Annotated in this window: 7 protein-coding genes; 4 read left to right on the top strand and 3 right to left on the bottom strand. The window is 53.8% G+C overall.

Translation table 11 applies throughout. The annotated features are described in order from the left end of the window. Window positions 1-2 precede the first annotated feature (2 nt). Complete coding sequence (locus NSS83_RS32595) at window positions 3-1,601, top strand: response regulator (protein ID WP_341186531.1); 1,599 nt, start codon at window positions 3-5, stop codon at window positions 1,599-1,601. Further along, complete coding sequence (locus NSS83_RS32590) at window positions 1,598-2,560, top strand: substrate-binding domain-containing protein (protein WP_341186532.1); 963 nt, start codon at window positions 1,598-1,600, stop codon at window positions 2,558-2,560. Before NSS83_RS32595 ends, NSS83_RS32590 begins: the two co-directional genes overlap by 4 nt. A gap of 346 nt (window positions 2,561-2,906) precedes the next feature. On the opposite strand, the gene NSS83_RS32585 is transcribed toward NSS83_RS32590, so the two are convergent. Then, window positions 2,907-8,681, bottom strand: coding sequence for an S-layer homology domain-containing protein (locus NSS83_RS32585; protein WP_341347350.1), 5,775 nt, complete (start codon window positions 8,679-8,681; stop codon window positions 2,907-2,909). A 261-nt stretch (window positions 8,682-8,942) separates the two neighbouring features. Beyond that, window positions 8,943-10,619: a carbohydrate-binding protein gene (locus tag NSS83_RS32580; protein WP_341347349.1), complete on the bottom strand. Its 1,677-nt coding sequence runs from the start codon at window positions 10,617-10,619 to the stop codon at window positions 8,943-8,945. Between the two features lie 249 nt (window positions 10,620-10,868). Here NSS83_RS32580 and NSS83_RS32575 point away from each other — a divergent pair, with 249 nt between their 5' ends. Next, on the top strand, window positions 10,869-11,726 hold the full coding sequence (locus tag NSS83_RS32575) for an AraC family transcriptional regulator (protein WP_341186535.1): 858 nt from the start codon (window positions 10,869-10,871) through the stop codon (window positions 11,724-11,726). A gap of 119 nt (window positions 11,727-11,845) precedes the next feature. After that, window positions 11,846-12,346, top strand: a complete 501-nt coding sequence (locus NSS83_RS32570; protein ID WP_341347348.1) for a GNAT family N-acetyltransferase — start codon at window positions 11,846-11,848, stop codon at window positions 12,344-12,346. Between the two features lie 67 nt (window positions 12,347-12,413). Here NSS83_RS32570 and NSS83_RS32565 read toward each other — a convergent pair whose 3' ends face one another. Then, entirely contained in the window at window positions 12,414-14,390 is a 1,977-nt protein-coding gene (locus NSS83_RS32565) for a hypothetical protein (protein ID WP_341347347.1), read from the bottom strand. Window positions 14,391-14,505 lie beyond the last annotated feature (115 nt).

Below are 14,505 nucleotides of genomic sequence, written 5' to 3'. Positions count from 1 at the left end.
TGATGAAGAAGATTATGCTGGTGGATGACGAGATCCTGATCCGCGAGAATATCCGGGAATGCATCGATTGGGAGAAGGAGGGCTTCCTCTATTGCGGTGACGCTCCCGACGGGGAGCTGGCGCTCCCAATCATTGAAGCGCAGCTGCCCGACATTCTGATTACCGATATCAAAATGCCGTTCATGAACGGCCTGGAGCTTACCTCTGTCGTCCGCCAGAAATTCCCGCAGATCAAAATCATCATTCTCAGCGGCCATGATGACTTCCAGTATGCCCAGAAGGCGCTGCGTCTGGGGGTGGAGGACTACTGCCTGAAGCCGTTCAGCGCAGCCGACCTGCTACAGCTCCTTCGTAGCGTCAGCGCCCGGATTGATGAGGAACTAAGGATCAGGCACAAATATGCCTACACCCCCGAGAATCTGTTCGCGGATCTGTGCGGAGGCCTGATCAGCACCGCTGCCGCTTACGAAGCGGCGGCCCAGCTTGAGCTGCAGTTAACAGCTCCTTACTACGCCGCCGCTATATTTACTTTGCAACCGCAGAATATGGAGGAGTCCCCGGAGCCTCCCCCCGCTTCACCGGATGCAGAGGAATTGTTAGCGAGCCTGCTCAAGGAGGCAGCCGACAGCTTCATTTACAAGCGCAGCCGCACTGAGACGGTCCTGATTTATAAAGGCAGTGATCCGGCCCAGATGAACCAGACTCTGGATGACCTGTGCGCGGCAGCGAAGCAGCGGCTGAGGGAAGGCTGCGGGCTGGAGCTGTCCGTCAGCCGGGGCAAGGTCTGCGAACGACTTCAGGGCATCCACCTCTCCTATCTGGAAGCCGAGAATGACCGGATGTTCAAGCAGATGTCCAGAATGCATTCCGCCGCCATGCTTGAGGCGTATTATGACCCTAGTGCCCATGGGGTTCTGCTCGACAGAAGCCGGCTGGTCCAGTTCCTGAAGTCAGGCGACCACAGGCAGATGTCCGGCTTCCTGCTGGAGCTGTCCAAGCAGCTTGAGCAAATGAACTGGGACTCAGGATATGCCTGTTACCTGATGAACGATATCACCCTGGAGCTGGTCCAGACGGCGAAGAACGGGTTCCGCGCAGCTGCAGGCCACGCCGGCATCCTCCAGGAATTGCAGACACCGCTGAAGCAAATCTCCAGTAGTGAGGATGGCCTTCAGTATCTCAAGCAGTTATACGAGCGGCTATGGGAATGGCGTTCCGAAGGAGCAGACAAGCACCGTGAGCTGATTGACCGGGTGAAGGAATATATCCGTGAGCAATACGACAAGGAGCAGCTCTCCCTGAATGACATTTCCAAGGTGGTCAGGGTCAGTCCCAGCCATCTGAGCAAGACCTTCAGTCAGGCGACCGGGCAGACCATCACGGAATTCCTGACGGCTACACGTATGGACCGGGCCAAGGAGCTGTTGAAATCCACGGGTCACAAAACCTTTGAAATCGCCTATCTGGTCGGCTATAACGATCAGCATTATTTCTCCAACCTGTTCAAAAAAGTAACGGGGATGACGCCCATGGAATTCCGCAGGCAGGGAAATACCGGGGAGCAGCTGCACACGATCCGCAGAGGGGCGGGAAATGCGTGAGCGGTAACAGGCTTCGGGGATGGTCCGTGGTTCTCCTGCTGCTGACGGCAGGTTTCCTGCTTGGCGGCTGTCTTAAGGCAGCCGGAGCAACGGATACTTCTCAGATAGGCGCGGGAGATTCTCCGTCAAGTGCAGGTGAAGAACCTCCGCTGACCTTCGGCATTATCTACCCTATGGTGAATGCCACTTACGAGATGATCACCGGAAAAGCGGAAGCGGTAGCCCGGAAGCATAACGTGGAGCTGCTGGTGCAAGCCCCTGATGAGGCCAATCTGGAGCAGCAGATCCGCATCATGGAGATGATGATTAAACGGGGCGTAGACGGTATTGCAATTGCTCCGGTGGATTCGCAGGCGCTCACCGCGATGATTAACAAGGCGGCCGCCCAAGGGATACCTGTGGTCTGCTTCGAATCGGATTCACCAGCCAGCCGGAGAGCAGCCTATATCGGGGCGGATAACCGGGCAACCGGCACAGTGATGGGACAGACGGTGGAACGTCTGCTAAGCGGCAAAGGAATGATTCTGGTGGAGTCCGGGATGTCCCGGATGCAGAGCACCCGGGAACGTCTGCTTGGATTTGAGGCCTACCTGACTCAGCATACAGACATCGATGTACTGGAGATTCGCCACAATGATGGCAGTGCAGAGCGGGCTGCCGGGCAGCTGGAGCAGATGATCTCGGACCATCCCCATTTCAGCGCGCTGGTCAATCTGGACTTTGTCTCCAGCACCAGCTCTGTCCTGGTCTGGAAGGCTAAGGGGCTGAAGCGTTATAACCTCGCCCTCGGCCTGACCCCTGCCTTGCAGCAGGCGCTGGATAACGGCCAGATCACCCGCGTAATCTCACAGAACGAGCAGAACTGGGGCGAGGATATCATCAACACGCTGCTTCTACAGGCCAAAGGCTTAGACACAGCCAAATGGATCAACACGGACATTGCGATTATCGGGGAGTAGCCTCCACGCACACTTCAAGCCGCAAACAATTGGCAAAAAGAATCTTATTTCGCTGATATCCTAGGGATGTACGGAAGCAAGTGTACTTTATCCAACTAATTCCTATCCTAATTCCGATTCTGGCAGCTTCGTGTTTGCAGGATCATGATCACCCGGAAGGATTAGTATGCTGGTTGTTCGGTGGCAGGTACGGCGAGGGATTGCTCTTGGGACGTGGACGTTTATATTACTCAAAAATACCCCTCCGGCCAGCCGGCATCCGGCCCATCTTCCGATGGGGGGACGCTAGCGGCCGTGAGGGGGATTTGATATGATTCTATGCTTTTACCTGCGGGGTGTTACTTCATCACTTCTTCAGCATACGGAAAGTCATGACGGCGGCTTCCGCCCGGGTGGTGGCTGCGGCGGGATGAATGGATATGCCGTCTCCCCGCACGATGCCTGCTCTAACCAGAGCAGCTACACTATCCACGGCATACTTCGCCACTTCATTCCGGTCAGAATAGCTGCTTATATCTCCGGCGCTGCCGCTAACTGTTAATTTGTTCACCGCCTTCAGTGCTCTGGCAGCGATGACCATCATATCCTGTCTGGTGATTTCCCCCTTCGGATTGAACCTGCTTCCATCTACTCCCTGAATGATTCCCAGCTGCTTGGCGATGCCCAATGCTTCATAATAATAGGCTGCCTGATTGACATCCGCAAAGCTGGAAGCAGATGATACTTCTGTTTCCGCTTCAAGTCCCAGTGCCCGCACCAGCATCAGCACAAAATCCGCTCTTGTGATGTTCTTCTCCGGGTTAAACTTGGTGCTGGAGGTTCCTGTGATAATACCCAGCCCGTACAGCATGTCAATCGCCTCGGAAGCCCAGCTATACTTGGCCTGCACATCCTGGAATGGGCTGACAGGCACCGGTGAAGGTGCCGAAGTTACAGCTGGTGACGGCGCTGGCGACCCTACTGTTCCAGGCACAGGCGTTGGCGTTGGTGCAGATGACGGCATAGAGCCTGGCGCAGATGTCGGCGCTGGTGTAGATATTGGCGTCGGTGTTGGCGTCGGTGTTGGTCTTGTTGTTGGTGTTGGCGTCGGTCTTGTTGTCGGTGTTGGCGTCGGCTCAGACGGACCGCCGCTGTCTTTTAGCGTAGTTACAGATAGGGCGGGACCATTCTTACTCCAGTTCCCGGCTTCATCCCCGGCCTGCACCGAGAAATGATACTCTGTTCCCGCAGCAAGCCCGGTTACCTCGTACCGCAGCTCTTTTCCAGGCAACGCCGCTATCTCCTCCGATCCCTTATAGATTCTGTAGCCTGTCACTCCTGTATCATCCTCAGCCTGCGTCCAGGTTAATGTCAGGCCCGATGCCGTGATCTTTGAAGCATCAAACATGCTTCCCTCAGGCCAGACCGGAGGTGCGGTGTCTGCAGCAGACAGTGTGGTTGCCGGCACCGAAGGCCCATCGGCACTCCAATTGCCGCCTGTATCTCCTGCCTCCACTTTGAAGCTATACGTTGTACCCGGCTGTAATCCCGTTACCTGATAACTATATACAGCACCTGTTACGGTCTCCGTGTACACAGCATCTGTAACCGTAATCGCCTGTTCTCCGGTTCCGTTCGTAATCCGGTACCCGTAGATGCCGCTGTCATCTGTAGCCGTAGCTGACCAGGTCAGCGTCAGCCCGTCACTCGTGATACCGGAAGCGGCAAGCGTACTTCCTTCCGCCCAGACCGGCGGTGTGATGTCTTCACCCGGCAGGGTGGTCACTATAACGGACGGTCCGTCCTTACTCCAGCTCCCCGCAGCATCTCTTGCCTCCACCTTGAAGGTATACTGCGTATTCGGCAGCAGCCCGGATATCTCATAACGGTATACGGCTCCGGCTTCGCTCTCCACCGGTTCAATGCCGGTTACAAGCAGCGGCTCGGCATCAATCCCATTGTAGATACGGTAGCCGGTAACGCCCAGATTATCCATTGCCGCCGGCCACGATAAGGTAACCCCTGTACGCGTAATACCGGTAGCTTCAAGCTTGCTTCCCTCAGGCCAGATTATTTCCCCCGTCTCTCCCAGGGTCTTCACCAGGGTAACCCCCGAGAAGGTGACTTTGAAATCCGTTACTGCGCTCGTATTGGTTCCATACAATTGCACCTTGGCAGCCTTGAAGAATTCCGGAGTATACGTGGACGGACTGCCCATCGTAATCCAGGAAGAGCCGCTGTTGGTCGAGAAATAGCCCTGCACCACATTGCCTTCTTTTACAATCCGCAAGAAATAGTTAGTACCGCTTAAGTTGGTTTGGTTCGTGTTGTTGGTGAAGGATTCGGTACCAATTTTGCCTGAATTATTGACTTTGATATTGCTGCTGACCTTCCTTGCATTGATCCGGTAAAATTCTCCGCTTGAACTGCCGCTGATGCCAAGACCCACCTGGGAGTTCTCGCCCATGGACGGATCATTTAACGGTTTGTCAACGGTGAGCTTCGCCGTCAGCGTCCAGTTACCGTCAGCGGAGCCTGGAAGCTGCAGCATATTATGGCTGCCCGGATACTCCGTACCGCTCTTCAAGGTCTGAATCTCTGCACCATCCGCGCTATAGCGGAGTGCCGCCTGCGGATCAGCCGGATTTACTACCTCCCAGCCTGCCGGAAGGCCATTCGAGAAATCAACCACCTCGTTCGTACTGAAGAAGATTCTATAGGTCTTCACTTGTTCGCCTTTGCTAAACCGGACCACTGCCGTTCCTTGCACATTGTTCGCCTGCGAGATACTCACATGCTCAGCCGGATCGCTGGTTACCGCTGTAACCTTCGGAATGGCATTCCCTTTCACCATAAATTTATATTCGTACTTCGCTTCGTCAAAATCAGACGGCTGAACGCCATCGATAAAAAGGTTGCGGGAGACAACCGCCTTAGGAGTAAGCGACATTTGGTCGGCATACAGGATGTTGGCATCCTTGGCATACACCGCCAGAATTACCTTTGCTGTGCCTGCGGGTTCATTGTACGTGAACGGCTGATTAGGCGTCTCATGCCAGTCCGCCACCTTCACATCCGCAGGCTGGAAGGAGCTAAGGCCAAGCGGGCCGCCCTCAAGAATACGTCCGATCAGTTTGCCGTTCTGCCAGTAAGCCGGATCGCCAGCTTCACGGGCAGCGTAGGGTTCAGGCATATCGCGCCCATTAATCGGGTCCATGCCAAGCTGGACTCCGTCCTTGTCGTAATACACCAGCGCCGCTTCCACATCCCCTGGATGCTCCGCAGCGACATCATAGCTGTCCGGACGGCTCATCATCGAGAGAAAATAACCCTTGAAGTTATAGCTTTCTCCCTTGGTCAGCTTGCCGGTCAAATCCTGCCAGAGGCCGTCATACTGCTCCGCAGCTGCTGTGCGGCCCGCAAGCTTCCCGGACCCGGCCACCTTGGAGGTAGAGTTGTTCTTCAGGTAACGGGAGAGTCCCGAGTAGCTCTGCACTGTATCTGCCGTAAGCACAGGCCCGGTGACAGCAGGCTCGAAGCTGCCGTTATTGTAACGGCCTGCCGACCAGTGATCGGAATTCGAGCCTGTGGCTGTATCGAAATCTCCATTCAGCAGCAGGTTCCCCGGAATCGTCACGACCGAGTTATTGGCGGCTGTACTCCAGTCGGAATCGCCTGCGCCGAACAGGAAGCGGTCAACGGTAATGGTACCCCCGGCCCCGCTCGGCTCAGCCACAATATAGAAATCCTTATGCCCGTAAGCACTGAGGTCACCGGTATCGACCATAGTCTGGAATTTGCCGTAGCTGTCGTTGGCCGGTACCAGAATCTCTGCGACCCGCGTACCTTGGGACAGGATATCGGCACTGCTGCTGGCAGCGGCCCCCACCGGAAGCACATAAGCGGCAAGCTTGCCTCCCTGGGCCGACTTCGTCTGGGCGGTAAGATACAGCAAGTGTCTGCGGACCACGCCGCCGTTCGCCGAGCCGTCTGCAAAGTTCACATTGTTGTAAGCGAGGTAGCCGCCTGCCCCAAGCGTCACTGCCTCATTGGCCCGGCCCGCCTGGCCTGCACTGTCACCGGGCACATGGTTGTCATTGCCCTCCGCTTCCAGTGTAGAGAAGATATCGCGTTCCCCGTCCAGTCCCTGATAGGCGGCAAAGGTTCCCTTGGACGGAACAACCGTTACGACGCTGGCCGACGGAATATCAATAACGAACTTGCCGCCCGATACCGGAATCGTGCCCAGCTTCTTCTGGTTCTCGCTTCCCGAGGTGCGGAACACCGTCACACTGTCCGTTCCTGCCGGGAAATCCTTCAGATTGAATTCCAGCGGCTGAACGCTGTCATCATTGTTCGCATTCGATACCGTCATTGAGAAATCGCCCGTAGCCGGATTCTTGAAGCCGACCACATTCAGATCAGGCGCCGGTACGCGTGTAACCTCAAAGCGCACATCGCCGGGATTCATGAACCGGGAGAAATGCCCGTAGCTGTAAAAGCGCTTGAACAACCGGTATTCACCGGTCAGTGTGCTGATCCGTCCCGGCTCCTGCTGGGAGTTGGTCGTCACGAAGCGGATCAGGTCAGAGCCGTCCGCGCCGTTGCTGTCCCACATACTCCACCAGACAAAGCCGGTGAAGCCCGGATTACTGGTGAACATATTCGTCATCAGATTAGACCAGCGCACGGCGTCATTGATATTCTGATTGCCGTAGCGCTGGGTATACGCGCCAGCCGATCCGTCACCGGTGTCCTGGTTCATGAATTCTGCCTGCCAGAGCTTATACTTCGTCAGATATTCGGGATACTTGCTTCCATCCTTGGTGTAATCCAGAGGGCCCTTGGAGAAATCGCCGGTGTGGTACAGCTTGTTCTCATCCGTACCGATGCCAACTGTACCGTAGAGATGGGTGGTGAATACATCGAGATAGGGATTCTTGTCGAGTGCATTATCAGGGTCGGTCTGCGAGAACACCTCACCGCCTCTGCTTAAGGAAGCGCCCAGATTCGTGCCGTCCACAGCGGCAAGCTGGGGAATGAAATCGATGAGCTTGCCGTCCGGGTTCTTAATATCATAGAGGTCGCCGCCGGGCTGCATCGATTTCTTCAAGGCAGGCCCGATATAGACGTTAATCAGTTCAGTAACATAAGCGGCTGAGCCGCCCGCCAGATCGACTTCGTTAAAAGGATTGATGTGGGTTATCGGAATGCCCCACTGCTCCCACATGCCGCGAATATAATTGACAAGATAATCTGCATAGGCCTGATAATATATTTTGACCGGTTTTCCGTCGATGGTGGCAATGTCGCCGCGGATAATTTTGCTGGGAGAATTGGTGTTGGATTGGCTCATCCAGTAAGGTACAGTCCAGGTGCAGGCGTAGAATTGCTTAACGCCATACTGCTGCGCCTGGAGCATGGTCCAGACCTGATCGATATCGAACAGCTCTTTGCGGGTACGCGGGGAGTTCTTAATGACTACCGGCAGTTCACCGGGCTTGCTGAGAAGATTGGTCGGACCGCCGTCGTCATTGCCGATCGGCTGATTCCAGGAGGGATAATCCCATATGAAGTCTTGCACAGGTACAAGGGTTCCAGGAGCATGCTCCGGTTCAACCGGCCAGATGCTGTCGGTATTGCCGTCATAATAGCGGTTCTCCGCTTCGATCTTGTAGCCGTATTGTCCCGCTGTTCCGCGCAGGGGAATGGCATTCCCCTCAATGTCGAAGCCGGGATTACTTACATCGGCCAGGAGACTGGTGAGCGGGTTGAACCCCGGGCTGGCCGCAGTAGCCCCGGAAGTCGTCAGGCCGCCGTTGTCACCGATGATCACCCGGACAATGTCGTGGCCTGTACCCTTCTGTTCACTGAAGGTCAGATCGAGCAGATGCCGGACCGTATCCTGATGGCCGGCTGAAGCGAGCTGCAGCATATGCACGGAATCCGTATACGCATAGGCGGCTCCTACACCATCCATCGTCTGATAGCTCTTGTACCAATCGGCGGTTACCTGTGCCGGAGCAATAGCAGCCGGAGCAGCTTGAAGCGGGTTAGAGAATGGCATAGGGGTAATGACGGATAACAGCAGCACACCAGCCATTGAAGCCGAGAGTGCCTTTCTCCTGATCTTTTTACTCATCCTAGAGATTCCTCCTATTGTATGCGCTTACATAACTTTGCCTGGTAATAGCTTAACAATTCAAAAAGCAAATTTGTATGAGAGGGATGCACGAAAGATTATAAAAAAACACTATAAACCTTCAAATTTGTACGATCGCCTTTTTTAGGCTTATGTATTGCGGTACCCATTAAAAATCCCGGCCTGTAAACGCACTGTGCAAGCTGCTGTCTACAAGCCAGGATTGAATTTCAGGCTATTGAACCGTTGAGGCTCCAGAGACTACTGGGCGGTCACAGTAATGCTGTCCACATTGGGGCCTTCCGTACCGGTAGTCACCACTTTTACCGTATTGTTGCCGACAATCATAGGGACCTGAACCGTCTTCTCCCCCCAGGAGGACCAGGCACCCGTTGCGGTAAACGCGGTATTGCTGATGACCTTGCTGCCGTTCACATAAACATCCAGATTTCTTGTGCCGCTCTCCAGGGCATAGCGGAATTTCAGATTCTTGGTCCCGGCCACCGCACAGTACACACTGTTCCACTGGATCGCAGCATCCGTTGCCGCATTAAAATTGACGTAGCCGCTGCCCGTATAACCGGCATTGACTGTCTCTGCGGCGGCATTCGTCAGTGTGGTGCCAGTCTCAGCCTCATAAGTAGTTCCGGTTCCGGTGCTGCCTCCGCTTCCAAGTTCCGCTACAAAGGTCGTTACACTTAGCGCCGGAAGCTGGGCTGTAAAGGAACCGTTCGATAGATTGATGGATGCTCCCGCAGCAACCTTGCGGCTCGCGTCCGTGATCCATGTCGAAGCACTGGAGGCCGTCCCGTTCTGCAGGACAAACTTCTGGCTTACTGCCGAATTACTTTTGTTAATCGCTACAATAACAGCTTTATTATCGCCTTTGTAGGCCGAGACATAGACATTGGTATTCGGATTCTTGGTGGCATCCACTCTGACATAACCCGGGCGGACGAACTTGGAGAACTGGGCCATACTGTCCCCGCGCTTGCTGATACTGCCGTCCTCATTCATCGGGCTGTATTGACGGCGGATATACCACCATACGTAAGCCTGGAAATCCCCTTCCACCAGCGCATTGTGCATATGGTATGCCACTTCCAGTGCTTCCGGCCACAGGTTGGCCGAGTTGTTATTGCTGTTAGGGTAATAGACCTCGGTCATCCACAGCTCTTTGCCTGCACCCTTCTGCTTGAAGAGCGGATAAGCAAAGTTGTTCACCTGTGTGCCATACAAATGCGCCCCCAGAATATCCATATTGGCCAGCGCCTGGGAGTCATTCAGGATCGGGTCAGACATATTCTTCAGATATTGAAAAGATTCCGGAGCAATAACCCGGCAGTTAATCGCACCGGCATAATTCTTCATAAAGTTTAGCATTTCGGCAGGCGTCCACCAGGTCCAGGTCTCTGCGTAGTCCGGTTCATTCTGCACCGAGATGGCATACAGGTCCACCCCGTTATTCTTCATGTACGTCACGAAATCATTCAGATGCTGGGCGTACGCGCCATACATATCGTATCTGAGCCGCTTGGCTGAGGTATTCCCGTTGCGGTTGAAGGTCTCCGTCATACTTGCAGGCGGATTCCAGGGTGAAGCGAAGACAATGGCTCCCTTGGCAACGGCCGCCTTGGCCGTGTCCAGCTCCTTAGACCAGTTATTCTTGTTATCGTCTACAGAAATTCTCAGAATGGAGAACCCAAGCTGGTTCGCCCCGTTGCCGAAGGCGGTCTCCCGCTGCGCGGCCGTCAGATCGCCGATCCAGACCGGGTGGTTGATGCCTCCGAACCCGCGGATCACCTGTTTTTGATCGGACAGATTGACGGTCACATCGCTGGCCGCATTTACTTTGGGCGGCGGCGAAATTACCATTGCAGACAGCATGGTCACACTAGCCAATAGGGTCAACAGTGATTTTTTGAACTTGGATTTCATTGCTTCAGCTCCTCTTCAATATAATTGGGCTCATGTCACTTCTGCCGGATCTTCTCCCGCCACACCTCCTGTCTAATCGAAGCGGCAGCTGTACCCTGTACAGGCTTGTCCTTTTTCCTTGAAGCACTTGCAAGCGCTTCCTATTCCTGTATTATATTAAATAATTGATATATCGTCGTTGCATATCAGCGATACTATATTGCGCGGATACCAATAATCCTTATATATCCAGTTAAAGGAATGGATGCCATGGAACAACTTGCCCAGTATGAGTTCACTCCGATTCCCCAAGAAATGATCTGCTTCCACAAATCAACCACCACAGAGCAGCTCAGCCCGGCTCAGCCTTACCACCGGCACGATGCTTATGAAATCTACCTGTTCCTGAGAGGCAATACCTATATGTATGTGGAGCAGTCCTGCTACAAGCTCTCCCCCGGCGATCTGTTCCTGATCCGTCCAGGTGAGATGCACCGCTGTGTCTGTGCCGACAATCAGATGTATGAACGGATCGGGCTGAACCTGAGAAGATCTGCCCTGCGGCGGCTATCCAGCAGCCGCACGAACCTGTTGGCCTGCTTCAATGCCTTTCCCTCCGGGCAGAACACGCTGATCCGGCTCTCCCGCGACCAGTGCGCCTTCTATTCCAGACTGGCGGATCAATTAATCCATAGCCTTCACTCCGAGGAATACGGACAGGATCTGCTGGCCGATTCCTATGCCACCCGGCTGTTAGTATTCATCAACACTCTGCAGCAGTCTTCCGCCGCCCTGCCGCATAATCTCATGCCGGAGCTGGTCCGCCAGACGATGGCTTACATCGAGGAGCATCTGCTCGAACCGATCTACTCCGCCCAGCTGGAGCAGGAATTTCATTACAGCGGTAAATATATAAGCCAGCTGTTCAAAGAGCACACGGGGCTTACCGTCCGCTCCTATATCGTGAACAAGCGCGTCTCCCTGGCCATGAGCCACCTTACCTCCGGCAGGAGTGTCGCAGCCGCCTGCGAGCTGTCCGGCTTCAGCGATTACGCCAACTTCATCCGCAGCTTCACCAAGGTCGCCGGGATGTCCCCGGGCAGATACCGGGCCAGTATGCTGTCCTGAGTGCCCGGGCATTCTTTTGAAAAAGGTAACGTTAATTATAGCTGTCTTCTCACCTTACGTTCGACGTAATGTGTGATACTCTATCGTTAGGGTACTGAGAAAATATGGGGGTTAATAAGATGAAAGCGACAATTCAACAAATAACAGGTACAAACAAAGAACAATTTGAAAACTTATTTAATTATTATCTCTATGAGCTTTCTGCTTACTCTCAGGAGGATATTGGAGCAGAAGGTACATTCGAAATGGAAGATATCTCGCCGTATTATAGGGATGAACGGTTATATCCTTACTTTATCAAGTTTGATGACAAAATCGTTGGGTTTATTCTGGTTACCTCCCCTCCTTATGTTGCAAAGGGAGTGGACTATTCAGTGCAGGAGCTGTTTATATTGCCCAAATACAGAGGCACGAATATAGCCAAAGATGCTGTCATGCAAATCTTCAAACTGTATTCTGGCCGCTACGAGGTGGGGATGTTCAAATCGAATGTAAAAGCTGTTAAGTTCTGGACTAAGTTGATATCAGCACTTGAAATTCCGGTATTCGTAGAAGATGGTTCCACTGAAATTCAAGGAAATGTAGTGCAGACGGCTGGTATGAAATTTACGACAGCTTAATTAATTAACCGCCCTCTGCAGGGCGGTTATATTTTTGGCAGAATATCAACATTGAGAATTAATAGCGCTACTTGCTGTCCGCCTCCCAGTAATCGCCAACCAGACCTTCAATAATACTGCTGCTGGCCCAGGGCATCAGACAGAACCAGGTGCTGGCCGGTGAGCCGTCACTGTAGGTCTCGGTCACCAGACCCTCGGAATGACAAAAGCGCTCGGACATCCAGCCCGTCAAGCCATGATCGAACTCCCGGTCATATCTGTTGTAGGTCTGACAGCCCCAGCCCACGGTATCCAGCATCCGCTGCTTCACATACGGATCTTCACGCTGCTTCACATAATAATACAGCTCATCGACCACGCTGCTCGACATGGGATGAATATGCGGATTGGCGACTGAGGTCACGCTCCCCCCGGAGCTGGACCAGCCCACCGTGCTCAGCGGCGGCACTTTCACCGGAGAATTATAGGCGAATTTGAAGGTGAATTCGTAAGCAAGGGCATCTCTCATATGATCAAGATACAGCTCATCCCCGGTAAGGGCATGCAGATACCGGACCGCCCGGATATACGCCAGAATCCCTTCAGAATCTATCGCTTTATCCGTGTCAAGCGGCCCACCATAGCATTCCAGCCGTCTTACATAGGTCTCGTAATAATGCCGCTCGCTGCGCTTCAGGCTGTCCAGATGCGACCGGTTTCCGGTTAGCCAGCTATAGTAAGCTATTGCAGCCATGATCCAGGTCCCGCTGAAGGAATCGTATTCAAGCCCGGCACCGGTTCTCTCGGAGAGAATCGTAGGATACTCACCGTCCGAATTCCGGCTTCTCTCCAGTACAGGGAGAATCTTGCGCACGAAGTCCACCCAGTCCTCGTGGATGACATGATTGAGCCTTTTCTCATATTCATAGGCCTTCATAATATAGAATAAGGCCTGTCCGCACAGATAAGCGGAATGTCCCGGCGTGCGCATCCCGTCAAACCACCAGCCGTGAATGCTCCATTTCCCGTCCTGATAGGCCTCGTAAGGGAGACCGGAAGCCGGGTTCAGAGAGTTCGCGATAATATTCTCAATGCAGGAGAGGGCCTGCCCGCGCATAGTCTCATCTCCCAGCCGCAGCGCAGCCATCAGCATAGGAGTGGCTACAGTCAGTCCGTTTGTCCAACTGGTGGAGATGATTTTGTTGTACCGGTACCCGCCTGTCTCCTTATCCTCATAGACAAAAGTTGTATAGCTCCGGTCCTCAGGCAGCCACGCATATTGATAGATTGCCTTCGATAGATCGGCTACAGCGGTCCGCCTATCACTGCCGGATCTTGGTGGCTGATGATAGCGGGAATAGATCTCTTCCAGTGCAGCATGGATGCCCAGCTCAGACCCGGCCGCATACGCATACAGATCCAATGTGAACTCTACAGATTCCGAAGCCGCCAGCTCGAAGCAGTTCTCCTCCAGCGGTGCCCGCTCCTTGACGAGATGCGATTTGATGAACAGAAGCGGAGCATTCTCATACCCCAGCGTATACCCGACCGTCCCCTTGGCAAGCGAGCAGGTGAAGCCGCCATACTGCAAGAACTCCCCATTTAGCCCAGGCTTCCACTGGAGCTTCTCTCCCTCCTTGTATATAAAATAAGGGCTGGCGCATAATCCGTACACTTTGCCCGTGTCATATACAAGCGCTGCAGGGTGCGACAGCCGGTCGCTGCGCACCATCCACCAGGAAGAAGAAGGACGCGCGGGCTGGCCCTCCCTTAATCTTGGGAATTCGTTCGGGACATTCTGCGGAGCTTCTCCCCGGTTACGGCCATACATAACTGCGGGAAGAAAAAAACGCGGATCCTTCTTGGCAAACGGCAGCTCCACGTGAATGACGCCTGACCAAGGCGTGCTGTTCCGATTCGTAATCTGTACATGAGCCTGAAAAGGCTGCCGCGCACTGCCTGCCCCGCCTGTTATCTCTACGGATGCATGTAGTCCATGCCCGTTAAGTCTGGTATACTCAGAACCTTCCTGAGTCTTGCTTCTTGCCGTTATAATCAGTTCCACTATCCTGTCCTCCAGTCTGTTGTAATACGATAAAAGGGTTGCAAATCCTATTCCTGCATGCTAGGATAATGTCATTTTAAAGTAGTTCCAGAGAAGAATCATTGCAGGTTCCGCT

The sequence above is a fragment of the Paenibacillus sp. FSL H3-0469 genome, assembly GCF_038051945.1.
In the GTDB taxonomy this organism is placed as follows: domain Bacteria; phylum Bacillota; class Bacilli; order Paenibacillales; family Paenibacillaceae; genus Paenibacillus_AQ.
The sequence above is the reverse complement of the archived record's forward strand: the minus strand, read 5'-3'. Positions and strand labels throughout refer to the sequence as shown.

Coding starts and splice junctions, on each gene's coding strand:
- NSS83_RS32595 (WP_341186531.1), top strand. CDS start 3: ATGAAGAAGATTATGCTGGTGGATGACGAGATCCTGATCCGCGAGAAT.
- NSS83_RS32585 (WP_341347350.1), bottom strand. CDS start 8,681: ATGAGTAAAAAGATCAGGAGAAAGGCACTCTCGGCTTCAATGGCTGGT.
- NSS83_RS32580 (WP_341347349.1), bottom strand. CDS start 10,619: ATGAAATCCAAGTTCAAAAAATCACTGTTGACCCTATTGGCTAGTGTG.
- NSS83_RS32575 (WP_341186535.1), top strand. CDS start 10,869: ATGGAACAACTTGCCCAGTATGAGTTCACTCCGATTCCCCAAGAAATG.
- NSS83_RS32570 (WP_341347348.1), top strand. CDS start 11,846: ATGAAAGCGACAATTCAACAAATAACAGGTACAAACAAAGAACAATTT.